At 65.1% G+C, this 22987-nt stretch carries 23 protein-coding genes and 1 pseudogene; 18 read left to right on the top strand and 6 right to left on the bottom strand.

Features of this window, described 5'->3' with window-relative positions:
- Positions 1 to 167 precede the first annotated feature (167 nt).
- Positions 168 to 851: an SDR family oxidoreductase gene (locus tag AC0ZZU_RS03400; protein WP_476339076.1), complete on the top strand. Its 684-nt coding sequence runs from the start codon at positions 168 to 170 to the stop codon at positions 849 to 851.
- Positions 852 to 971: 120 nt separating this feature from the next.
- Positions 972 to 2327 (top strand): 8-oxoguanine deaminase, encoded by a 1356-nt coding sequence (locus tag AC0ZZU_RS03395; protein ID WP_476339075.1) that lies wholly within the window; start codon positions 972 to 974, stop codon positions 2325 to 2327.
- A 3-nt stretch (positions 2328 to 2330) separates the two neighbouring features.
- On the opposite strand, the gene AC0ZZU_RS03390 is transcribed toward AC0ZZU_RS03395, so the two are convergent.
- Positions 2331 to 3416 (bottom strand): calcium:cation antiporter, encoded by a 1086-nt coding sequence (locus AC0ZZU_RS03390; RefSeq protein ID WP_476339074.1) that lies wholly within the window; start codon positions 3414 to 3416, stop codon positions 2331 to 2333.
- Between the two features lie 127 nt (positions 3417 to 3543).
- Here AC0ZZU_RS03390 and AC0ZZU_RS03385 point away from each other — a divergent pair, with 127 nt between their 5' ends.
- A complete protein-coding gene (locus AC0ZZU_RS03385) occupies positions 3544 to 4494 on the top strand; it encodes an adenosine deaminase (RefSeq protein WP_476339073.1) in 951 nt (316 codons plus the stop codon).
- A gap of 12 nt (positions 4495 to 4506) precedes the next feature.
- Here the strand turns inward: AC0ZZU_RS03385 and AC0ZZU_RS03380 are convergent, their stop codons facing one another.
- Positions 4507 to 5232, bottom strand: coding sequence for a transcriptional regulator (locus tag AC0ZZU_RS03380; RefSeq protein WP_476339072.1), 726 nt, complete (start codon positions 5230 to 5232; stop codon positions 4507 to 4509).
- A gap of 607 nt (positions 5233 to 5839) precedes the next feature.
- Here AC0ZZU_RS03380 and AC0ZZU_RS03375 point away from each other — a divergent pair.
- Positions 5840 to 6004 (top strand): hypothetical protein, encoded by a 165-nt coding sequence (locus tag AC0ZZU_RS03375; protein ID WP_476339071.1) that lies wholly within the window; start codon positions 5840 to 5842, stop codon positions 6002 to 6004.
- Here AC0ZZU_RS03375 and AC0ZZU_RS03370 read toward each other — a convergent pair.
- The gene (locus tag AC0ZZU_RS03370) at positions 5988 to 7169 is read right to left on the bottom strand and encodes a multidrug effflux MFS transporter (RefSeq protein ID WP_476339069.1); all 1182 of its coding nucleotides are present in this window, start codon (positions 7167 to 7169) and stop codon (positions 5988 to 5990) included. The two genes, AC0ZZU_RS03375 and AC0ZZU_RS03370, sit on opposite strands and share 17 nt — an antisense overlap.
- An 86-nt stretch (positions 7170 to 7255) precedes the next feature.
- A complete protein-coding gene (locus AC0ZZU_RS03365; protein ID WP_476339068.1) occupies positions 7256 to 7453 on the bottom strand; it encodes a heavy-metal-associated domain-containing protein in 198 nt (65 codons plus the stop codon).
- Between the two features lie 134 nt (positions 7454 to 7587).
- Between AC0ZZU_RS03365 and AC0ZZU_RS03360 the strand changes: the two genes are divergently transcribed.
- From AC0ZZU_RS03360 to AC0ZZU_RS03340, 5 genes and pseudogenes are all read left to right on the top strand, one after another.
- Entirely contained in the window at positions 7588 to 7974 is a 387-nt protein-coding gene (locus AC0ZZU_RS03360) for a hypothetical protein (RefSeq protein ID WP_476339067.1), read from the top strand.
- A 52-nt stretch (positions 7975 to 8026) separates the two neighbouring features.
- Positions 8027 to 10225 (top strand): heavy metal translocating P-type ATPase, encoded by a 2199-nt coding sequence (locus AC0ZZU_RS03355; protein ID WP_476339065.1) that lies wholly within the window; start codon positions 8027 to 8029, stop codon positions 10223 to 10225.
- Complete coding sequence (gene cueR, locus AC0ZZU_RS03350; protein WP_476339064.1) at positions 10222 to 10629, top strand: Cu(I)-responsive transcriptional regulator; 408 nt, start codon at positions 10222 to 10224, stop codon at positions 10627 to 10629. Before AC0ZZU_RS03355 ends, cueR begins: the two co-directional genes overlap by 4 nt.
- A 100-nt stretch (positions 10630 to 10729) precedes the next feature.
- Positions 10730 to 11812, top strand: a pseudogene (locus AC0ZZU_RS03345) (cache domain-containing sensor histidine kinase); the annotation flags it as partial.
- A gap of 90 nt (positions 11813 to 11902) precedes the next feature.
- Positions 11903 to 12670: a methyl-accepting chemotaxis protein gene (locus AC0ZZU_RS03340; protein ID WP_476339127.1), complete on the top strand. Its 768-nt coding sequence runs from the start codon at positions 11903 to 11905 to the stop codon at positions 12668 to 12670.
- Between the two features lie 32 nt (positions 12671 to 12702).
- Here the strand turns inward: AC0ZZU_RS03340 and AC0ZZU_RS03335 are convergent, their stop codons facing one another.
- Positions 12703 to 13980: an acetyl-CoA C-acetyltransferase gene (locus tag AC0ZZU_RS03335; protein WP_476339063.1), complete on the bottom strand. Its 1278-nt coding sequence runs from the start codon at positions 13978 to 13980 to the stop codon at positions 12703 to 12705.
- Between the two features lie 115 nt (positions 13981 to 14095).
- On the opposite strand from AC0ZZU_RS03335, the gene AC0ZZU_RS03330 reads away from it, so the two are divergent.
- The 8 genes from AC0ZZU_RS03330 (at position 14096) to AC0ZZU_RS03295 (ending at position 20177) form a co-directional block, all read left to right on the top strand.
- Positions 14096 to 15448, top strand: a complete 1353-nt coding sequence (locus AC0ZZU_RS03330; RefSeq protein WP_476339062.1) for a 3-oxoacyl-ACP reductase — start codon at positions 14096 to 14098, stop codon at positions 15446 to 15448.
- Between the two features lie 2 nt (positions 15449 to 15450).
- Complete coding sequence (locus AC0ZZU_RS03325) at positions 15451 to 16302, top strand: MaoC family dehydratase (protein WP_476339060.1); 852 nt, start codon at positions 15451 to 15453, stop codon at positions 16300 to 16302.
- Between the two features lie 85 nt (positions 16303 to 16387).
- Positions 16388 to 16693 (top strand): MazG-like family protein, encoded by a 306-nt coding sequence (locus AC0ZZU_RS03320; RefSeq protein WP_476339058.1) that lies wholly within the window; start codon positions 16388 to 16390, stop codon positions 16691 to 16693.
- A complete protein-coding gene (locus AC0ZZU_RS03315; RefSeq protein ID WP_476339056.1) occupies positions 16690 to 17439 on the top strand; it encodes a methyltransferase domain-containing protein in 750 nt (249 codons plus the stop codon). The genes AC0ZZU_RS03320 and AC0ZZU_RS03315 overlap by 4 nt, the downstream gene beginning before the upstream one ends.
- A 22-nt stretch (positions 17440 to 17461) precedes the next feature.
- Entirely contained in the window at positions 17462 to 18097 is a 636-nt protein-coding gene (locus AC0ZZU_RS03310) for a DUF4136 domain-containing protein (protein WP_476339055.1), read from the top strand.
- 18 nt (positions 18098 to 18115) lie between these two features.
- Positions 18116 to 18676: a DUF4136 domain-containing protein gene (locus tag AC0ZZU_RS03305; RefSeq protein ID WP_476339053.1), complete on the top strand. Its 561-nt coding sequence runs from the start codon at positions 18116 to 18118 to the stop codon at positions 18674 to 18676.
- Positions 18677 to 18805: 129 nt separating this feature from the next.
- Positions 18806 to 19276, top strand: coding sequence for a prepilin peptidase (locus AC0ZZU_RS03300; protein ID WP_476339051.1), 471 nt, complete (start codon positions 18806 to 18808; stop codon positions 19274 to 19276).
- 118 nt (positions 19277 to 19394) lie between these two features.
- Positions 19395 to 20177 carry a response regulator transcription factor gene (locus AC0ZZU_RS03295; protein WP_476339049.1) on the top strand — a complete coding sequence of 261 codons (783 nt, stop codon included), beginning with the start codon at positions 19395 to 19397 and terminating at the stop codon, positions 20175 to 20177.
- 24 nt (positions 20178 to 20201) lie between these two features.
- On the opposite strand, the gene pbpC is transcribed toward AC0ZZU_RS03295, so the two are convergent.
- On the bottom strand, positions 20202 to 22556 hold the full coding sequence (gene pbpC, locus AC0ZZU_RS03290; RefSeq protein ID WP_476339047.1) for a peptidoglycan glycosyltransferase PbpC: 2355 nt from the start codon (positions 22554 to 22556) through the stop codon (positions 20202 to 20204).
- Between the two features lie 92 nt (positions 22557 to 22648).
- Here pbpC and AC0ZZU_RS03285 point away from each other — a divergent pair, with 92 nt between their 5' ends.
- Complete coding sequence (locus AC0ZZU_RS03285) at positions 22649 to 22942, top strand: hypothetical protein (RefSeq protein ID WP_476339045.1); 294 nt, start codon at positions 22649 to 22651, stop codon at positions 22940 to 22942.
- The last annotated feature ends 45 nt before the right edge of the window (positions 22943 to 22987 follow it).

The following is a 22987-nucleotide window of genomic DNA, read 5'->3' as shown; positions in this document are numbered from 1 at the left end:
CCTGTGGAGCACCCTGTGGATAACCCGTTAGCCATCGCGTCAGGCCCTGACAGCGCTGGGCTCCGGCCGAACTGTTCGTTTTTTGATCAAATCCACCAGCGCGTGGATTGCTGTCCCTGCTCTGCACTATGCTCAACTCCCCTCCCACCTACTCAAGGACTGCCCTCATGTCTTCCAAAACCGCCCTGATCATTGGTGCATCCCGCGGTCTGGGCCTTGGCCTGGTGCAACGCCTGCGTGAAGACGGCTGGCAGGTCACCGCCACCGTGCGTGACCAGCACAGTCCCGGCAAGCTCTGCGACGAGGCCGGCGTGCGCATCGAAACTCTCGACATGAACAACAGCGCCCAGCTCGACGCCCTGCAGAGCCGCCTGCAAGGCGAAGTCTTCGACCTGGTATTCGTCAACGCCGGGGTGATGGGCCCTCATCCACAGGATCCTGAGGTTGCGCAACTCAAGGACGTCGGCGACCTGTTCATGACCAACTCGGTGGCGCCAATACGCGTCGCCCAGCGCCTGGTGGGCCAGGTCCGCGAAGGCAGTGGCGTGCTGGCGTTCATGAGTTCCATCCTTGGCAGCGTGGCCATCCCCGATGGCGTCGAGGTCTGCCTGTACAAGGCCAGCAAGGCGGCGCTCAACTCGATGATCAACAGCTTCGTCGTACAACTGCAGCGTCCCGACCTCTGCGTACTTGCCATGCACCCGGGCTGGGTAAAGACTGACATGGGCGGTGAAAACGCCGAGATCGATGTGCTCACCAGCACCCGTGGCATGCTTGAACAGATCAAGGCGCAGAGCGGCAATGGTGGCCTTCGCTTCATCAATTACAAAGGTGAAGCCCTCACCTGGTGAATTGAAAGCCGCCCGGCGAGGCAGTAGACTCGGTGCCTCGCCCCCGCGGCGGACCTGGATCAGCAGACAGGGCAACACTGAGCTGGCTTACCTGAACCCACTTTCAGAGGAGCCGGCACCATGCCTGCGACCCGCATCTGGTTGAAAAACCCCCTCGCCATCTTCACCGCCAATAGCCTCGACGCCCGTGGCGGGCTGGTCATCGAAGACGGCCGTATCAGTGAACTCCTGGCCCAGGGCCAAAGCCCCAGCGCCGCTGTCGCGCAAGTCTTCGACACTCGTGAGCACGTAGTCTTGCCCGGGCTGATCAACACCCACCATCACTTCTACCAGACCCTCACCCGTGCATGGGGCCCGGTCGTCAATCAGCCACTGTTCCCCTGGCTCAAGACGCTGTACCCGGTCTGGGCACGCCTGACTCCAGCCAAGCTCGAGCTGGCGTCCCGCGTAGCGCTGGCCGAGCTGTTGCTGTCCGGCTGCACTACCGCGGCGGACCATCATTACCTCTTTCCCGAAGGCCTGGACAACGCCATCGACGTGCAGGTCGAGAGCGTGCGCGCGCTCGGGATGCGCGCCATGCTCACCCGGGGTTCGATGAGCCTGGGCGAAGCCGACGGTGGCCTGCCGCCGCAGCAGACCGTGCAGCAGGGCGAGGTGATCCTCGCCGATAGCCAGCGGCTTATCCACAGCTACCACGAGCGCGGCGACGGCGCGCGCATCCAGATTGCCCTGGCGCCCTGCTCACCCTTCTCGGTGACCCCGCAGATCATGCGCGATAGCGCCGCCCTGGCCGAACAGCTAGACGTACGCCTTCATACCCACCTCGCCGAAACCCTCGATGAAGAAGATTTCTGCCTGCAGCGCTTCGGCCTGCGCACCGTTGACTACCTCGACAGCGTCGGCTGGCTCGGGCCACGTACCTGGCTGGCCCATGGCATTCATTTCAACCCCGATGAAATCGCCCGCCTGGGCGCGGCCGGCACGGGTATCTGCCATTGCCCAAGCTCGAACATGCGCCTGGCGTCGGGTATCTGCCCTACCGTGGACCTTGAAGCCGCCGGTGCGACGGTCGGCCTGGGAGTCGACGGCTCTGCCTCCAACGACGCCTCAAACATGATCCTTGAGGCGCGCCAGGCCTTGTACCTGCAACGCCTGCGCTTCGGCGCCGAGCAGATTACCCCAGAGCGGGCGCTTGGCTGGGCGACCCGCGGCTCGGCGAAGTTGCTCGGCCGCCAGGACATCGGTGAACTGGCAGTGGGCAAGCAGGCCGACCTGGCGCTGTTCAAGCTCGATGAACTGCGCTTCTCAGGTAGCCACGACCCGCTGTCGGCCTTGCTGCTCTGCGGCGCCGACCGCGCCGACCGGGTGATGGTCGGCGGCGAGTGGCGGGTCATCGATGGGCAGATCGAAGGCCTGGACATCAAGGGCCTGATCGCCGACCACCGCCAGGCTGCGGCCCAACTGGTCGCAGGCTGAGACTTACAGCCCGAGCATGGCCAGCATGATGAAGGTGGCGAACAGCACGAAGTGGGTCATGCCCTCGATCGCGTTGGTCTCCCCATCGTTGAGGTTGATGGCGCAGACGATCAGGGTAATGAAGATCATCACTGTCTGCACCGGCGTCATGGCCATCTGGAAGGGCTGGCCGGTGTATAGCGCCATCGCCTCCATCAGCGGTACGGTAAGGATGACCGTCGACAGCGAGGCGCCAAGCGCGATGTTGACCACCGACTGCATGCGGTTGGCCAGCGCCGCGCGCAGGGCCGTGAGGATCTCGGGCGCAGCGGAAATCGCCGCGACCACGATCGCCATCAGCACGGGAGGTGCGCCGCTCCCTTCCAGGCCGTACTCGAGCGCTTGCGACATCACCTCGGCCAGTACGCCGATGACCACTACACCGCCCACCAGGATCGCGATGGACCGCGTCTTGCTGTCCACGGGGCCGGGCTCCTGCGGAGCCCGGCGCTTTTTCTCCGGGTAGCTGTAGCTGAAGAAATAGCTGTGCGGACCGACCTGCATACGCAGGAACAGCGCGTAGAGCACCAGCATCGCGGCGATAGTGAAGCCTGAATACAGCTTCCAGTCTCCCTTGGGGATAAACTCCGGCACTACCATCGAAACGCCCACGGCGGTCATGATCATCACGCTGTAGGTACGCGCCGAATCATCGTTGTACGACTGCTCGCCATGCTTGAGCCCGCCCATGAGCGCGGCCAGGCCCAGAATGCCGTTGATATCGAGCATCACCGCCGAGTAGATGGTGTCGCGCACCAACGTCGGCGAGGCCTGGTTGCTCATCATGATCGCCAGGATCAACACCTCCACCAGCACGGCGGAGAGGGTCAGGATCATGGTCCCGTAGGGGTCACCTACCCGCTCGGCGAGCACCTCCGCGTGGTGCGCCACGCGCATCGACGCGAAGACGATGGCTGCCACCAGCACCACGCCGGCCAACAGCGCCATGCCATGGCCGTGTCCGACCAGCTGCGGCTCAAGGGGCCAGGCGACGACGGCGAGGATGATCGCCAGCAGCAGAAATCTTTCCTGTTTCAGTAATTCGAGCATTGAGCGTCCTCCAGATCCAGGATAGGGACTGCGGCGGCAACCCCAGGGTTCCGGGCGGCCGGTGCCCGCTTTCCGGGCAACCTCTAGTAGAATGGCCGCAACCGTTCCTGATCGAGATTTCAACACCATGTACGATTGGCTAAATGCCCTGCCAAAGGCCGAACTGCACCTGCACCTCGAGGGCTCGCTCGAGCCCGAGCTGCTGTTCGCCCTGGCTGAACGCAACAAGATCGCCCTGCCCTGGGCAGACGTCGAAACACTGCGCGGCGCCTACGCCTTCAACAACCTGCAGGAGTTTCTCGACCTGTACTATCGTGGGGCGGACGTGCTGCGCACCGAGCAGGACTTCTATGACCTGACCTGGGCCTACCTGCAACGCTGCAAGGCGCAGAACGTCATTCATACCGAACCCTTCTTCGACCCGCAGACCCACACCGACCGTGGGGTGCCCTTCGAGGTGGTGCTCAATGGCATCAACCAGGCCCTCAAGGATGGCCGCGAGCAGCTGGGCATCGGCAGCGGCCTGATCCTGAGCTTCCTGCGTCACCTCAGCGAAGACGAAGCCCAGAAAACCCTCGACCAGGCCCTGCCCTTCCGCGATGCCTTCGTTGCCGTGGGCCTGGACAGTTCCGAGAAAGGCCATCCGCCAAGCAAGTTCAAGCGCGTGTTCGACCGTGCCCGCGGCGAGGGTTTCCTGACCGTTGCCCACGCTGGCGAAGAAGGCCCGCCCGAATACATATGGGAAGCCCTTGACCTGCTGAAGATCCAGCGCATCGACCACGGCGTGCGCGCCATCGAGGACGAACGCCTGATGCAGCGAATCATAGACGAGCAGATCCCGTTGACCGTCTGCCCGCTTTCCAACACCAAGCTCTGCGTGTTCGAGCACATGGGCCAGCACAACATCCTCGACATGCTCGAGCGTGGCGTGAAGGTGACCGTCAACTCCGACGATCCGGCCTACTTCGGCGGCTATGTCACGGAGAACTTCCACGCGCTTCACACCCACCTGGGCATGACCGAGGATCAGGCGCGCCGCCTGGCACAGAACAGCCTGGACGCACGCCTGGTCAAGTGACCCTTGGTTGCGCTAGACGAGCGCAGACATCAGTGCCGGCCGGGCAATGCGGTTGATATGACCCAACCCGGCCGCGCTGATCTGCAAGGCACGCGAGTTTTTTTGCTCGCGGATCCAGCCTGATTGCAGAAACAGCTTGAACAGGCCAAGGCCCAGGCTGCCGCCCAGGTGTGGGCGTCTGTCCGTCCATTCGCTGCAGCAATTGCAGGTCACGCAATGGCTCTGCTGTCCCGGCGCCAGGGCATCGATGTAGAAGCCTATGCCTGCCAGGGCGTCGCGCCCCACGACACTCACCACCGTGTGGCCGTCATTGCTCACGAGCCAGCCCGCTTCCAGCAGCCGCTGGTAGAGGTCGGCCGCCAGCTCACCGCCCAGGTGATCCCCACACCGCCGTGCCCTGCGCATCGAGAAGGGAATGTTCAAGGGTGCCAGCACCGTGCCGCCGCCCTTGGGGCTGCGCACCTCGATCTGTACGCTTGCCAGCGCTTCGACCGCCGCGCCGATCTCCGGATTGGCCAGGCGAAAGTAGCGCTTGCGGCCCCGGGCTTCCAGGCGCAGCAAGCCCCCTGCCGACAACAGTGAGAGGTGCGCGCAGGCAGACGAACAGGTCAGGCCGGTCATGACCGCGATCTCGTCGGCGCGGCGCGCCGAGCCGTCAATCAGCGCCCATAGCATGGCACAGCGTTTGGGGTCGGCCAGCAGGCCTGCGATCTGACTGATACTGGTGACAGCTTTCATATCTCTACTCCCTGCGAGATCACGTCTGGAATCGGTTGACTGAGCGTGTGGGCAGCATGCGTCGCGAAGCACCCGCGCGTGGCCCCGGAATCGGGCCTGGCATGGTTTCAGGCAGGCGCTGCGGTCAACCGCATCAGAGACCTCGCTGTCCCTTGGCATGGAAGCATCTCTCGCTGGCACCGCTGCCGAGCGCAGTATAAGCCGCGTATCGGCTGCCTCTGGGAAGTGAGATACCGAGGGTCGGCTACCTTTGACGACCGTCAATGCAGCGCGCCGGACGTTGGGTCTTGCCCGCCTCATCAGCACAACACCCCCGCTTCACGGATGGAAAAAGCCTCTTGGGCAAGCCACGGCGCAGCTAGCTGCGTAGGACAACGCCGACGCCGAGGGAAAAAAAGGAAGGCAAGAAAAAGCGAAGATTCCTCGGGCCCACCTGCCTTTTGCCCCTGTTAGCGGCAAACACGGCGTACGTCAGGGAGAAAATTTGAAGTGACCAGATTGCACGCAGTCCCGCGTGACCGTCAGTCAGGAGAATGTCGGCAGTCATACCACCGTGCAATGGCAGCGCTACAATTGATCAGCGCTCGCTAACCGGAGGCAGCCCACGATGAAAATTGTCGTCAGTGCGTCGAACCGTAATCCCAAGTGCCCGTGGCAAGTCCAGCTCGATCAGCACGTGGTGAGTTTCCGCAGCGAGGCCGAGGCGCGCAGCTTCGCGGCCACGTTGCAGAGCCGCTTGCACGCGCCCCATGTGCTCAGGCAGACCGGCTGAGCTGTAATCGGCGGGTCAGCAATGCCACGCCAACCACCAACGCACCACACAGGCTGATGACCAGCGTCATCGGCACAGCGCTGCCGTCGTGCAACACGCCTACGAGTGCCGCCGCGCCCGCGGCGACGCTGAACTGCAGGCATCCGAGCAGCGCTGACGCGCTCCCCGCCCGCGCGCCCTGCCCATTCATGGCACAAGCGGAGGCATTGGGAATGATGCAACCAAGGCTCGCGATGCAGACGAACAGTGGCACCAGCAGCGGCCACAGCTGCGTCGGACGCATGGAAGCCACCGCCATCAGCGCCACGCCAGCCGCCAGGTAGAACCACACCGCACGCACCAGCAGCCAGGCCGGGCCGCGCTTGGCCAGCAGCCGCGCATTGACCTGGGCCACGAGAATGAAGCCCGCCGCGTTTGCGCCGAACAGCCAGCCATAGTGCTCGGCCGGCACGCCGTAGAGTTTGATGAAGACAAAGGGTGAACCTGCGATGTAGGCAAACATCCCCGCCATGGCGATACCCCCCGTCAGGGCATGGCCCAGGAACACACGATCTCCCAGCAACCGCCCATACGAGCGCAGGGCGCCAGACAAAGGTTGCCGGGGCTGATGGGCCGGCAGGCTCTCCGGCAGGCCCAGGCCAACCGCGACCAGGCAGAGGGCGCTGAACAGGCTCAGGACGAGGAAGATCGACTGCCAGCCGCCGACGTTGACCAGCACGCCGCCGAGCATCGGCGCCAGGATTGGCGCCAGGCCCATCACCAGCATCAGTTGCGAGAACACTTTGGCCGAGGCCACCGCGTCGCATCTGTCGCTGACGATCGCCCGCGACAGCACCATGCCTGCGCAGCCGCCCAAGGCCTGGACGAAGCGCGCAACAATCAACGCATCCAGGCTCGGCGCGTAGGCGCAGGCCACCGATGCCAGGGTAAACAGGCCGACCCCGAAGAGCAGCGGCAGGCGCCGCCCGAATCGGTCGGCAACCGGCCCATACGCGAGCTGGCCGATGGACAGGCCAAGGAAGTAGGCAGCCAGGGTGGTCTGGACGTGTTTCTCGTCAGTGACGAACGCCTGCGCCATGGCCGGGAAGGCGGGCAGGTAGAAGTCGATCGCCAACGGCCCGAACGCACTCAAGGCGCCGAGGATCAGGAGCATTCGCAGGTTCATGAAGAATCCATAGCAGGCTAAGCAAGCTGCCTAGTTTACCTGCCCATGGGTTCTCGCGGAAAACCTTTGCAACAATTACATCAAGCTCACAGGGCCTGCGCTTCGTAACCCTCTTCCCGGATGGCTTCCAGGATCTGCTCCGTTCCCAGTCCACTTTCAACGCTCACCTGCTTGCCCGCCAGGTCAACCTTGATCTGCGCCTGGGCATCCAGTGCCTGGACAGCCTGGGTTACCGCTTTCGAGCAATGGCCACACGTCATGCCTTGTACAGTGAATACCTGCATTGGAACGCTCTCCTGGTGGTTTTTCCCCAAGTTTCAACCTTGCCACCACGGCAAGGTCAAGCGCTTGGGCTGGAAATCCGGGCGAGGGTCGGCCAAGCTGCGCCTTTGACGATTTGGCTAGCAGGAGATATTTCATGGTCAGGACAGCATTGGGCCTTGCCGGATTGCTGGGTGCACTGGCGGTGGTGCCGTCGGCCAGTGCCGAAGGCAATTCGGATTACAGCGTGCTGATCATTTCGCGGGAACGCCTCGAAGTGGCGACCAGCTGCGAAATCGGCGTCTACCTCAACGATCAGCTTTCCGGCCGGTTGTTCCAGGAACAGTCGACCTCGTTCAACCTGCCGCCCGGCCCCGTGGACGTGCGCTTGCGCCTGCTGCCGGGCCAGGCTCCCGGCTGCCGCCCTGGCCTCGAGAACCAGCACAACATGCGGCTGAATCTGCAGGCGGGGGAGATCAACAAATACCGCATCGCCATGGACCACGCCGGCCTCACGTTGAAGCGCGTCGTTCTGGGCTATTGACCTTGCCAGCATGGCAAGGTTGATGCTGGAGGCCTGTCCAAGGAGGTAAGCCATGCCCGCATCCATCCATCTCGAGCTGCTGATCGGCGGCATGACCTGCGCCAGCTGCGCTGGCCGCGTCGAGCGTGCCCTCGGCAAATTGCCGGGCGTGCAGCAGGTCAGCGTCAATCTTGCCAACGAACGCGCGCATATCCAGGCACTGGGCAGCATCGATGACAGCGAGCTGGTACAGGCCGTGGAGCGCGCCGGCTACAGCGCTCGTCTGCCCGCGGCCGCCAACGACGGGGCCGCCGCCGCCCATCGCCGCCTGCAGCACGAGCGCCTGGCCGTCATTGCCGCACTGCTGCTGGCCCTGCCGCTTGTGCTGCCGATGCTTCTGCAGCCGTTCGGTGTTCACTGGATGCTGCCCGCCTGGACGCAGTTCGTGCTCGCGACGCCTGTGCAGTTCATTCTGGGAGCACGCTTTTATAGCGCTGCCTTCAAGGCCGTGCGGGCCGGCTCCGGCAACATGGACTTGCTGGTGGCCCTGGGTACCAGCGCCGGCTATGGGCTGAGCCTTTATCAATGGGCCATGGCAGACGCGGGGAGCATGCCTCAGCTGTACTTCGAGGCCTCGGCCGTCGTGATCGCCTTGGTGCTGTTGGGCAAATACCTGGAAAGCCGCGCCAAGCGCCAGACCGCCAGCGCCATCCGCGCCCTCGAGGCACTGCGCCCCGAGCGCGCCTTGCGGGTGATGGACGGGCGCGAGGAAGACGTGCCGATCAGCCTGCTGCGCCTGGGTGACCAGGTGCTGGTCAAGCCGGGCGAGCGCTTCCCGGTCGATGGGCAGGTGCTCGAAGGCAACAGCCATGCAGACGAAGCCCTGATCACCGGCGAAAGCCTGCCCGTAGCCAAGCAGGCCGGAGATCCGGTCACCGGGGGCGCGATCAACGGCGAAGGCCCGCTGCTGGTGCGGACCCTGGCATTGGGCACCGAGACCGTACTGGCGCGCATCATCCGGCTGGTCGAGGACGCCCAGGCCGCCAAAGCGCCAATCCAGAAGCTGGTCGACCGGGTCAGCCAGGTATTCGTCCCGGCCGTGCTGGTGCTGGCGCTGATCACCCTGGTGGGCTGGTGGATGACGGGGGCACCTGCGGCCACGGCACTGATCAATGCCGTCGCTGTACTGGTCATCGCCTGCCCCTGCGCCTTGGGCCTGGCAACCCCCACGGCAATCATGGCGGGTACCGGCGTTGCGGCGCGCCACGGCATCCTGATCAAGGACGCCGAGGCACTGGAACGCGCCCACGCCGTAAACCGGGTGGTGTTCGACAAGACCGGCACCCTCACTTCCGGCAGCCCGCGCATCGTTCACAGCCAGGCCGTGGTTGGTGACGCTGCGCGGCTGCTGCAACTGGCAGGCGCCCTGCAGCGGGGCAGCGAACACCCTCTGGCCAAGGCCGTACTGGACGCCTGTGGCGAGCAACGTCTGCAAGTTCCAACGGTGAGTGCCAGCCAGTCACTGACGGGCAGGGGCATTGCCGGGCGCCTGGAGGAGCGCGACCTGGCGCTGGGCAACCATCGCCTGCTGGCCGAAAGCGGCTTGCAGGAAGGTGAGCTCGCAGCCACGGCTCAGGCCTGGGAAGCTGAAGGGCGCACCCTCTCATGGCTGATCGAGCGTGCACCGCATGCCCGGGTGCTGGGCCTCTTTGCCTTTGGTGACACCCTCAAGCCTGGAGCCGGCCAGGCCATCGACCAATTGCGCGCCAACGGCATCAGCAGCCACCTGCTGACCGGCGACAACCGCGGCAGCGCCAAGGTAGTCGCGCAGGCGCTGGGCATCGACGATGTCCACGCCGAAGTATTGCCGGCCGACAAGGCCGCCACCGTCGCGGTCCTGAAACAGACCGGCGTGGTCGCCATGGTCGGGGATGGCATAAACGACGCCCCTGCCCTGGCCGCGGCTGATATCGGCATTGCCATGGGTGGCGGCACCGACGTGGCCATGCAGGCAGCCGGTATCACACTGATGCGCGGTGACCCACGGCTGGTGCCCGCCGCCCTGGAAATCAGCCGCAAGACCTACGCGAAAATCCGTCAGAACCTGTTCTGGGCGTTCATCTACAACCTCATAGGCATCCCGCTGGCTGCCCTGGGCTATCTCAACCCGGTGCTGGCCGGCGCGGCCATGGCCCTGTCGAGCGTCAGCGTGGTGAGCAACGCCCTGTGGCTGAAAACCTGGAAACCCACGCAGCATCAGGAGATCCCATGAACATCGGTCAAGCCGCCCGGCAAAGCGGGCTCAGCGCCAAGATGATCCGTTACTACGAGGCGATCGGCCTGTTGCGCCCGGCCACGCGCACCGACAGCGGCTACCGCCTCTATCAGCCCGAAGACCTGCACAGTCTGGCTTTCATCAAACGCTCCCGCGACCTTGGGTTTTCCCTGGAGGAAGTTGCTCGCCTGCTTACCTTGTGGCAGGACCGCCAGCGCGCCAGCGCCGACGTCAAAGAGCTGGCCACCCAGCACATCGGCGAACTGAACCGTCGGATCGAGGAACTGGTGAGCCTGCGTGACACGCTGAGCGAGCTGGTCGCCCATTGCCAAGGGGACGACCGGCCGGATTGCCCGATTCTCAAGGACCTGGCCAGCGGAAAGAGTTGCTGCAACCCGTAAATCCAATAAATACATATCCTGACCTACAAAAACGCCCGCCCCGGCCGATGCCTTTATCACCTGCCTCAATGTGACAAAAACAAAATTTCCGGGAGCGTGGATGAACATCAAGCAAAAACTGACGTGGGCCTTTGCCGTGATAGCTGGCCTGCCCATAGTCCTGGTAGCCACCCTGGTGGTTATCAACCTGCGCGGCGAAGCCCGTGACGACTTCCTGGACAACAGCAGCAGGGAGATCCGCCAGGTCGCCAATGCCATGAACCTGTTCTTCAAGGCCATCGACCAGAATGTCGATTACCTTGCCGCGCAGCCCTTGATCGCCAACACCGGCAATCTCAACAAATACCTCGGTGCCGACGTGTCCAGCGAGCTTGGGGAACAGGACACGCAAGTGCTGGACTTCTTCACCCGGCTTGCACAAACCCATCCTGGCTACGCCTACCTGTCGTACGGCGTGCTCGACGGCGGCTATGTCACCTGGCCCGCCGGACAGAAGTTCTCCAACTACGACCCGCGGCAACGCCCCTGGTACCAGCTGGCCATGGCCAACCCGGGCAAGACCGTGCGCACCGGCGCCTACTACTGGGCCGCCGACGATACCGTGCTGATCAGCACCGTGCGCACAGTCGCCAACTCCCTGGGCAGCCCAGGCGGTGTGGTGAACATCGATGTGTCGCTCAATGGCCTGACCGAGATCGTCAAGCAGATCAAGCTGGGGGAAAGCGGCTACCTGATGCTGGTGGAGAAAAACGGCAACGTGATGGTCGATCCGCGCGATGCCAGCCACAACTTCAAGCAGCTCGCAAGCTTTGGACCTGGCTATGACGCGCTGGCCAAGGCCGGAAAAGGCCTTGTCGAAGTCGAACTCGACGGCCAGCGCTACATGGCCAACGTCTATCCGGACGACAGCCTGGGCTGGACCTTCATCGGCCTGATCCAGCAGGAAGAAGTGATGCAGAGCACCACGCGCCTGACCTGGCTGATCGGCATCATCGCTCTGGTCCTCGCTGCAGTGTTCGCCCTTGTAGGCGCCGCCTTCGCCAAGGTCATCGTTCGCCCCATCAACAGTGTGACCAGTGGGCTGGAAGGCATTGCCCAAGGTGAAGGCGATCTGACCCGCAACCTCGATGTGCGCGGACGCGATGAAACCGCGCAACTGGCCAGCTGGTTCAACCAGTTCCTCGGCGCCATCCGCAGCCTGATCCAGAATATCGGCCAGGCGGCCAACCAGATCCTCGATACGTCAGCCAGTTCCACCCGGGTCTCTGGCGACATGGCGCAAGCGGCCGGGCGTCAACGCGAGGCCGTGGACATGGTCTCCACCGCTTTCCATGAAATGGTCGCCACCGCCAACGAAGTGGCTCGCTCGTGCAGCCAGGCGGCGGAGTCCGCCGACAGCGGCCAGCAGCAGGCCCGTGAAGGCCAGCAGCAGATCGATGCCGCCGTGCAGAGCGTCGACCGCCTGAGCCAGGAGATCGAGCAGTCGGCCCAGTCGATCCAGCAACTGGAGCGCGACAGCAACGCCATCCAGTCGATCCTTGGCACCATTCGCTCGATCGCCGAGCAGACCAACTTGCTGGCGCTCAACGCCGCCATCGAAGCAGCCCGCGCCGGGGAGCAGGGCCGGGGCTTTGCCGTGGTCGCCGACGAGGTCCGGGCCTTGGCCAAGCGCACGGCTGACTCCACCGCCGAGATCGACGGGCTGCTCGGCAATCTCGCCTCACGCACCGCCCAGGTGGCCGATCAGATGCACGCAAGCCTTGAGGTCTCGCAGCAGTCGGTGAGCCGCATTGGCCTGGCGCGCGACAGCTTCGGGCAGATCCGCGAGTCGGTGGACATCATCCGCGACATGAACACCCAGATCGCCACGGCCGCCGAAGAACAGCACCAGGTCGCCGAGGATATCAACCGTCACATCAGCCAGATCCACGGCGATGCTCAGCTTGTCGCCGAACTGGCCACCGCCGCGCGCCAGGACTCACAGAGCCTGGCGGGTTTGTCGAACGAGCTGGACAACCTGGTGCGGCGCTTCCGGACCTGACCATGGCCGCCGCAGGCCGCCCGGCCTGCGGCCTATCGTTCGAGAATGACCGTGACCCCCTGCCCGCCGGCGGCGCACATCGAGATCAACCCGCGTCCCTTCCCTGCCTGGTCCAGCAGCTTGGCAAGGTTGGCCACGATGCGTCCGCCCGTCGCGGCGAACGGGTGCCCCGCCGCCAGCGAGCTGCCCTTGACGTTCAGCTTGCTGCGGTCGATCGCTCCCAGCGGCGCGTCCAGCCCCAGGTGGGTGCGGCAGTACTCAGGGTCTTCCCAGGCCTTGAGCGTGCACAACACCTGGGCGGCGAACGCTTCGTGGATCTCGTAGTAATCGAAGTCCTGCAGAGTCAGTCCATTACGCGCCAGCAACCGCGGCACGGCGTAGACAGGTGCCATCAGCAGCCCTTCCTGGCCTTTGACAAAGTCCACCGCCGCGGTCTCGCCGTCGACCAGGTACGCCAGCACCGGCAGCTCGCGCTCGCGGGCCCAGTCCTCGCTGCCCAGCAGCACCAGCGAGGCGCCGTCGGTCAGGGGGGTGGAGTTGCCGGGGGTAAGTGTGCCCTTCTCACTGCGCTCGAAGGCCGGCTTGAGCTTGGCCAGCTTGTCCAGGGTCAGGTCGGCGCGCAGGGTGTTGTCTCGGTTCAGGCCCAGGTAGGGCGTCACCAGGTCGTCATGCCAGCCTTCGGCATAGGACGCCGCCAGATTCTGGTGGCTGAGCAGGGCCAGTTCGTCCTGCTCGGCGCGGGGGATCTGCCAGGCCTGGGCCATGAACTCGCAGTGATCGCCCATCGACAGACCCGTACGCGCTTCGGCAACCCGCGGCAGCTCGGGCTTGAGGTGAGCGGGACGCAACTTGATGAATGGCTTGAGGCGCTCTCCCGTGGACTTGCCACGGTTGGCTTCGAGCAACAGGTGACGCAGGCCTTCGTTGACCGCTATCGGCGCGTCGGAAGTGGTGTCGACGCCTCCGGCAATGGCGCTGTCGATCTGCCCGAGGGCGATCTTGTTGGCCGCCAGCAAGGTGGCCTCCAAACCCGTGCCACAGGCCTGCTGGAGGTCGTAGGCCGGGGTCTGCGGCGATAGCCGCGAGCCCAGCACGCATTCACGGGCAAGGCTCATGTCGCGCGTGTGCTTGAGCACTGCGCCCGCCACCATCTCGCCCAGGCGCACGCCATGCAGGCCGTAGCGCTCGATCAGGCCTTCAAGGGTTGCGGTGAGCATCGCCTGGTTGCTGGCAGTGGAGTAGGCGCCGTTGGAACGAGCGAAGGGTATTCGATTGCCGCCTATGATCGCGACCCGGCGCGTTGGACGCATGTGATGTCCTCCTGCTATCAATGATTCGTACAGCCTAGGTGTTTTTTTCGCATCCGAACGACCGTGATGCAAAGTTGGTCCACACTTGCATGCTTGCCATCAGGGAGAACCGTACATGAGCGATCGTTATCTCGGCTTTGCCAACTCCAACCTCGGCCGGCGCCTGGTCGATGCCGTCGGCCTGCCCCGCCCCGCGCATCTCGAGCGCTGGCAAGCGGGCCGCCTGCGTCCGGTGGAGGGGCCCCTGCTGCTGGGCGGCGGCCCGCTGGCCAACAAGGTCGAAGGTTTCGCCCAACGCCTGACCGACGAGCCCTACGGCTTCGCGGGTCAAGGCCTGCAATCGCCGCCCTGGGTGGCGGGCCTGGGACCCAAGGTCAAGGCCGTGGTGTTCGATGCCAGTCACCTTTCCGACACCGACGAGCTTTCGCAGTTGCGCGAATTTTTCCAGCCGCTGCTGCGCAGCCTGGCCTCCAGCGCCCACGTGGTCATTCTCGGCCGGGCACCTGAACAACTCGAAGACCCGCTGGCCAGCGTCGCCCAGCGCGCGCTCGAAGGCTTCAGCCGGTCACTGGGCAAGGAGCTGCGCAACGGCGCCACCGTGCAGCTGCTGTATGTCAGCCCTGAAGCCGAAGACCAGCTCGAAGGCGCCCTGCGCTTTTTCCTGTCGCCCAAGAGCGCGTTCATCTCGGGCCAGGTGCTGCGCCTGGAAGCCTGCGCCGACCAGGTACAGGACTGGACGCGCCCCCTGGCCAGGCGCCGGGCGCTTGTCACCGGCGCCGCTCGTGGCATCGGCGCGTCCATCGCCGAGACCCTGGCACGGGACGGTGCCGAGGTGGTGCTGCTCGACGTGCCCCAGGCCCGGTCTGATCTCGATGCACTTGCCTCGCGCCTGGGCGGGCGCAGTCTGGCGCTGGATATCTGCGCCGCCGACGCCGCGGAGCAACTGCTCGCTGCCTTGCCGGATGGAATCGACATCGTGGTGCACAATGCAGGTATCACCCGGGACAAGACCCTGGCCAACATGACCCCCGAATACTGGGACGCGGTCATGGCGGTCAACCTCAAGGCCCCACAGCGCCTGACCCAGGCGCTGTATGACGGCAACGCCCTGCACGACGGCGCGCGGATCATCCTGCTGTCCTCGGTCAGCGGCATCGCTGGCAACCGAGGCCAGTCCAACTACGCTGCGAGCAAGTCAGGCCTGATTGGTTTTGCCCAGGCCTGGGCGCCCAGGCTCGCCCAGCGCGGCGCCAGCATCAATGCCGTCGCGCCCGGGTTCATCGAGACCCACATGACCGCCGCCATTCCCGTGTCCCTGCGCGAAGCAGGACGGCGGCTGAGTTCGCTGGGCCAGGGCGGATTGCCCCAGGACGTGGCCGAAGCCGTGGCCTGGCTGGGCCAGCCGGGCTCCGGCGCGGTCAACGGGCAGGTGCTGCGCATCTGCGGGCAGGCGGTGATGGGGGCGTGAACATGGACCGTAAATGGCACGACCTGCACAGCCCTGAATCGCGCGCCAGCCTTTACCTGCGCGCAGTCGGCAAGCGCAAGATCACCGGCAGCACACTGCCTGCGCGGGGTCTGCGCTGCATGCTGCGGGTCGATCGTGACAATCTCGCGGCCTATCGCAAGCTGTGTCTCTTCACCGATGACGGCCGCCTGCCCGGCACCTACCCGCATGTCATGGCCTTTACTCTCCAGTTGCAGCTGCTGACGGTCCATGACTTTCCCTTCCCGCTGCTCGGACTGGTACACCTGGATAACGAAATCCGCGTACACCGTCCTCTGGGCGGCATCGACAGCCTGCGTTTCACGGTCCGCACCGATAACCTGCAGCCCCACGCCAAGGGCGGCACCTTCGAACTGATCACCGAGGCGCAGGATGGCCTGGGCCTGCTCTGGAGCGAGACCAGCCGCATGCTGGTGCGCGGCCTGCGCCTGGACGGCACGGCCAGCGAACCACTCGAGGATCAGCCGGAGGATCTGGCCGAACTGACCCGCTGGTACGCCGACACGGATATTGGCCGGCGTTATGCCAAGGTCTGCGGCGACTACAACCCGATCCATCTCAGTGGCGCCAGCGCCCGGCTGTTCGGTTTCCCGCGGGCGATTGCCCATGGCATGTGGACCCAGGCCATGGCCCTGGCGGCCTTGCGCGGTCATCTGCCGGCCAGCGGCTATGCCTTCGAGTCAGGTTTTCGCAAACCGGTACGGCTGCCCAGCGAGGTGATCCTCAAGGCCCGCGAGGCGGGCTCCGAGGGGAAGCTGCGGCTGGAAGGGCACGATGGGATCGAGCATATGGTGGGAGGCTGGCGAGCGCTGTAGCTCAGCCCGTTGCAGGAGCGGCCCTGTGCCGCTCTTGCTTTGCATCCCCGCTCCCCCGAAGCTATGCGCTTCCAGGAGAGCCCCGATGAACCTGCAAGAACTCACCCAACGCCTGCACCAGATCCGCGACACCAACGAGTGGCGCGGCTTCCACAGTCCCAAGAACCTGGCCATGGCCGCCAGCGTCGAAATGGCCGAGCTTGTGGAAATCTTCCAGTGGCTCAGCGAAGACCAGTCGCGCCAGCTACCGCCCGAGCAACTCGCCCACGCAGGCCAGGAAGTCGGCGATGTGGTGCTCTACCTGCTGCTGCTGTGCAGCGAACTGGGCCTGGACATGGAGCAGGTGGTGCGGGCCAAACTGGCCGACAGCGAAAGGCGCTTCGCCCGATGAACGACCGGCATTTCGATGAACTGGCCAGCCGCTTCGCCCAGAAGATCTATGGCGGGGCCAAGGGCGCAATCCGCCTGGAGGTGCTGCAGGCCGACCTTGCCGAGTTACTGCCAGGCACAGGGCTGCGCGTCCTCGACGTCGGCGCGGGCCTGGGCCACATGTCGCTGTGGCTGGCCGAGCGCGGCCATCAGGTGACCCTCGCCGAACCCGCGGCGCCCATGCTGGACGGCGCCCGCGCGCGCTTTGCCGAAGCCGGGCAACAGGCGACGTTCATCCAGGCGCCATGGCAGGACCTGCCCGGCCAGCTTACCGAGCCCTACGACCTGGTGATCTGCCATGCGGTGCTGGAATGGCTGGCCGAGCCCGAGACCATCCTGCCGGCGCTTCACCAGCTCACACGCCCGGATGGCTGGCTGTCGCTGGCCTTCTACAACCGCGACGCGCTGGTCTACCGCAACCTGCTCAAGGGGCACCTGCGCAAGCTGCGCAGCGACAGCCTGGCTGGCGAAAAGCAAAGCCTGACCCCGCAGAAACCGCTTGATCCGCGAGAGTTGCGGGCGCAACTTGAACCCATCTGGCATGTCGAAAAGGAAAGCGGTGTGCGGGTGTTTCACGACTACATGCCGCGCGAGTTCCAGGCCAAGGCCCAACTTGCCGACCTGCTGGAAATGGAGCTGGCCCATCGTCGCCATCCGGCCTTCGCCGGCCTGGGCCGCTACCTGCACTGGATCTGCCGACCGCGTTGACCTCACCCGCCGGGAGGAACACATGCCGTATCAAAGATTGCTCCTGGCCCTGTGCGTCCTGGCCCTGGCCGGCTGCCAGGGCTCCAATCCCTACGTTGCCAGCTCCCGGCCGTTGCCGCCTGCGCCCCCGCAGGCCGCGCAGACCTTCGACGCCAGTGCCTATCCGGCAACGCCACGTGACTATGGACGCTACCGCAGCTGGAGCTGGCGCGACGGCCAACTGCCGCCTGGCACGGCGACGGCTGATCCTGCGCAACTGGCCGATGCCATCAGCAATGGCCTCGACCAGCATGGCCTGCGCCCGGCACGCGGCGCGGACGCTGATCTGCTGGTCAGCGCAGACCTGCGCCTCGAGCGCCGCGTGCGGCAGGTGCGCGACTATGATTATGGCGGCTACCCCTATGGTGGCTACCCCTACGGCGGCGTCGGCTATGGCGGCTACCACAATGGCTACGGCGCCTACGGCAGTGTCCCGATCGTGCGCACCTATGAGGTCGAGGTCATGGTGGTGCGCATTGATCTGTTCGATGCCCGCGACGGCCAGCCGGTGTGGAGCGCCAGCGCTGAAAGCGGCAGCAGCAAGGACTCGGCCCGCGAACGCGAGAACGCCCTGCGCGAATCCGTGAACAAAGCCCTGAGCGGCTACCCTCCCAGCTAACGTTCCAGGAGAACCATCATGTTGCGCCGACACGTTGTGCTTAGCCTCACGCTGATGCTCGCGGCCTGTTCGAGCAACAATGTCACCCAGGACTTCGACGCCAGTCGTGATTTCGCCGCCTACCGCAGCTGGGCCTGGCAGGAGCCGGCATTGCAGTATCGGCCGGATGATCCCCGCATCAAGAGCGATCTCACCGAGCAGCGCATCCGACAGGCAGTGGAGGGTCAGCTCGACCAGCGCGGCCTGCGCCCTGCACAGGGCAGCGCCCACGCCGATGTCAGAGTGCGCACCTACCTGATCGTCGAGCAGCGCCAGCAGCAGATCACCACCAATTACGGTGGCGCCTGGGGTGGTTACTGGGGAGGCTACTGGGGCGGGCCGATGTACAACGAGACCCGCAGCGTCGACTACAAGGTCGCGACCATCCAGGTCGACCTGTTCGACGGCCATGACGGCAAGCTGGTCTGGCGCGGCAGCGCCGAGCAGGTCATGAACAACTACCCGCCCAGCCCGCAGGAGCGCAGCACGGCGATCCAGGAGACGGTGTCACAGTTGATGGGGAACTATCCGCCACGTTGAAGCCTGGCCAGGTTGGCGCGAGACGTTTTTGCCGTCCTTGCAGGCTCGCTTGCAAGTTCGCGTCTACCCTGACAGGGAACCTGACCGACAGCGTGGTTTCCTTCAACGAACAGGGATGGCGACTTGCCAATGCAAAGCATTGTTCTCCTGCTGTGGCTTGCCTTGTGCACCGAACAAGATATCCGTGAACGGCAGATTGCCAACACTCTCACGATCGGCGGCGCGGCCTGCGCGCTGGCCTGGTTGTTCGCCACCGGTCACACCTGGATCGGTTCCGAGCCCGAGGACGCCGGCTGGGCGCTGGTGATAGTCATGGCGCTGACGCTGCCCGGGTGCATGCTTGGGCGCTTCGGCGCGGATGACGTCAAATTGCTCGCCGCGCTGGCCCTGGCCACTGACCATCATCATGTGCTGGGGACATTCATCGGTGCCGGTGTATCGGTGCTGGTCTGGATGGCCGGCAAACGCTGGCTGTGGTCCAAGCTCAACCTGAAGGTAAGAAAACGCCTGGAAAAGCTTGCCGAGGATGCCACCAACAAGCAGCCTTTCGCGCCCTATGTACTGGTTGGGTTTCTTCTGGCATCTGTATGGATCCATTGAGCATGCCTGCGGTCGAATAGCTGTACGCATCATGTACAGCGTCGCGAATTGCGACTACCGTTTCAGCAGCCAGCCCGTCTGGCTACGGGAGCCAGGCTGTTTACAAAGGGAGTTGCACGTGAACGGAACCAACAATGCCGTCAATATCCTGGTCGTCGATGACCAGCCGGAAGCCGTGCAAGGAGTGTGCGAGTTTCTTGAAGCCAGCGGTTACCTTTGCATCGCTGCGCATTCAAGTGTCGATGCCATTGAGCGTTTCCAGAGCGAAGCGGCGATTGGCCTGGTGTTGTGCGAATTGCGGATGCCTGGGCTTGACGGTATCGACCTGGTCCGCGCGCTCAAGGGCATCGCTGGCCCGCAGCGTCCTTTCCAGACGATCATGCTGACCGCTCATGCCAACAAGCGCGATGTGATCCGCGCGATGCGTGAAGGATTTTCCGACTGCTACGAAAAACCCGTCGCGCTGGCCGAGCTGCTTCAAGCGGTGCAGCGCCAGGAAGCGGCGCTGCAGGAGCGCCAACGCAATCTCGAAGAGCTCGGCACGCTCAATCAGCGACTGCAAGACTTGGCCGACTCCGTAGATGGCCTTTATCACGACCTGGAAAAAGCCCGGGGCCAAGGCCCCTACCGGCGGGCAACCGATGTGGTGCCTGTGGTGGCGGACGATAAGCTTCCGGAGATGTTCGACAAGCTCTCTCCGCGGCAGCTTGAGGTGGCCAAGTTGGTCAGCCAGGGCAAGACCAACTATCAGATCGCCTGCGAGCTGGGGATCACCGAGAACACCGTCAAGCTGTATGTGTCGCAAGTGTTGCGGCTGACCCATATGCACAACCGCACGCAACTGGCGCTGGCCTTGACGCCGCACAGTTCGCCGTTGCATCAGCGATTCGTCACGCACTAGCCTCGCGCCTGTCAGGTGAGCGCCTCAGGGAGTCACCTGAAACTCTACCCGCGCGGTTTCCCCACTTTCGTCGAGCGCACTCAGCTCGATCCGCCCCACGTGCTCGAAATGCACCGCGAGACTCTGCTGCGCCAGGGTCTCGCCCAAGGGCTGGCCATTGAGAAACCACCATCTGCGCCCCGCCCCGCCCAGGGCCGAGACCTGCAGCTGCAAAGGCTCGGTGCTGGTGGCGGGGCGGCGCAGCTGGTCGCCATTGCGGATGCCGACGATGGACAGTGGCGGTGCGGTGGCAGGCACTCGAGGCGGGCAGGCGAGGTCGGAGGCTGGCAGACGAGCCGCACGCCGCTCCTGCCGGGGCAGCCAGGGCTCCAGGGGCGCCGGCCACAGGGCCGTTTCACGGGGCCGCGCGCCTGAGCAGGATTCGTCGACGCGCAGGCCGTGGCCACTGACCCAGACTCTCTCACGCAGGCCCAGGCCCAGCGGCTGGTCGGCAGCCTGCAAGGTGGGCGGCGTGGTGCCGTCCAGGGTCCAGGCAAAACGCTGGCGCCGACAGTTGGGATCTTGCCGGTTCATCGACTGGCCCAGCGGCCAGCAGATCGCGGCGACCCCGACACTGCGCGGCACCGCCGATACGGGCAAGGCGATGCCGCGCTGGCGGTCGCGGTTGCTCAGTAGGTCATGGACCTGAAGCATCAGCGGCGCTGCCGAGGCCAGACCGAACTGGCCGGGCACGGGGGTGCCGTCGGGCCGGCCAATCCAGACGCCGATCAGGTAGCGCGGGCCCACGCCAATCGACCAGGCATCGCGAAAGCCGTAGCTGGTGCCGGTTTTCCAGGCAAGCTGCGGGCGCTGCACCAGCTCGGCGGCAGGGTCGCGATCAGGGCGGGCCTGGCCTGCGAGTATCCGCCGGATGATCCATGCGGAGCCGGGCGACAGCAGGCGCCGCTCGATCAACGGATCCTGGGGCTGCAGGCGGATTCTGGCGCTATGTCCGTCGCGGGCGAGCGCGGCATACCCGCCGACCAGGTCTTCGAGACGGCTGCCCGCCCCTCCCAGAATCAGCGAGAGGTTGGGCTCGGCCAGCGGCGGCAGTATCAGTGGCACGCCAGCACTGCGCAGCTGTGCGGCAAAACGCTTGGGACCGTAGGCCTCAAGCAACTGCACCGCCGGCAGGTTGAGCGACAAGGCCAGGGCGGAGCTCGCCGAGACCGGGCCGCTGAAGCCCATGGAGAAGTTGCCTGGCCGGTAATCACCATAGCGTCGCGGGACATCCTGCAGCAGCGATTCGGAGTGGATCAAGCCGTCGTCCATGGCCATGCCATACAGGAACGGCTTGAGGGTCGAACCGGGCGAGCGCAGGGCGCTGATCATGTCGACATGCCCGAAGCGGCGCTCGTCGCCGAGGTCGAGCGAGCCAAGGTAGGCGCGCACAGCCATGCTCTGCGACTCGACCACCAGGACCGCCGCCGAGGTCCGCTCGGGCAGCCGGGTACGCCAGCCCAGCAGCAAGTCTTCAAGGCGGCGTTGCAGCGAAGCGTCGAGGGTAGTGCGGATCAGGGGCGGGCTGTGGGGGTGATTCAGGCGCCGCGCGAGCAACGGGGCGAGTGCCGGTTCCTGGCGCGGCGCGAGCAGCAGCGGCTCTGCACGGGCCTCGGTCACCTGGCGCGCCGGCCACACCTGATAGTCGGCCATACGTTGCAGGACCTTGTCACGGGCCTGCTGGGCCAGTTGCGGGTGCCGGTCCGGGCGCAACCGGCTGGGCGCCTGGGGCAACACGGCAAGCAGCGCGGCTTCGGCGGGGGTAAGGTGCTGCGGCGATTTGCCCAGGTACGCCCAACTGGCGGCTGCGACCCCTTGAAGCGTACCGCCGAAGGGGGCGCGATTGAGGTAGACCTCGAGGATCTGGTCCTTGGACAGGTACCACTCAAGCTGCGCTGTGCGCCACAGCTGGCGCAGCTTGCCCGGCAGCGTGCGTGGGTGCGGGTCGAGCAGGCGCGCGACCTGCATCGACAAGGTGCTGCCACCTGACACCACCCGCCCGCCCCGCAGGTTGAGCCAGGCGGCGCGCGCCAGGGCCAGCGGATTGACCCCGGGGTGGCGGTAGAACCAGCGGTCCTCGTAGGTCAGCAACGCCTGCAGGTACAACGGCGAGACCTGCTCGCGGCTGACCGGGTAGCGCCACACGCCGTCGGCATCGGCGAACCGCCACAGCGGTGTGCCATCCTCGGCAAGCACCACCCGCGCCAGGTCGTCGGCGGGCATCGGCAATGGCCACAGGCGGTCGGCCAGCCACAGCAATGCCAGGACAAGCAGGCCGCTGGCGAGCACCGCACGCAGCAGCCTGCCGCAGCGGGTGCGTGGGCGGGCTAAGCTGAGCATCGAAACCCCTGGACCAGGGAACCGACATGGCCCGGTAATGGCCCAAGACTTGGAAACGGCACGTACGCCGGAGCGCAGATCAGGAAGTGACTATGCATGTAGAAGGTTTTTTCGAGTGGCTGGGCCAGGCACTGGGTTCGTTGATCCGCTTCATCGTCGATGCGCTGAGCGGAATATTCAACTGGCTGGCCAGTGCCGGAAGCAATTTCATCGACGGCCTGGCGCGCACCTTGGGCATGGACACCTCCCTGGTCAGCATCCTGGCCCTGATCGTCGGACTGCTGTTGCTGTTCTCAGCGGTCCGGGCGTTCATGCGCGCGTCGGTCATCATGGGAGTCATCTGGATGCTGCTGGGGTTGTGGGTGTTGAGCTGGGTAGTGCACTGACGCAGACCCACAGGGCACGCGCGGCCCTGGCCGCGACGTGCCCTG

The organism is Pseudomonas sp. JE3303 (assembly GCF_056312565.1).
Note: the sequence above shows the minus strand (reverse complement) of the source record. Positions and strands in the feature narration are given on the sequence as shown.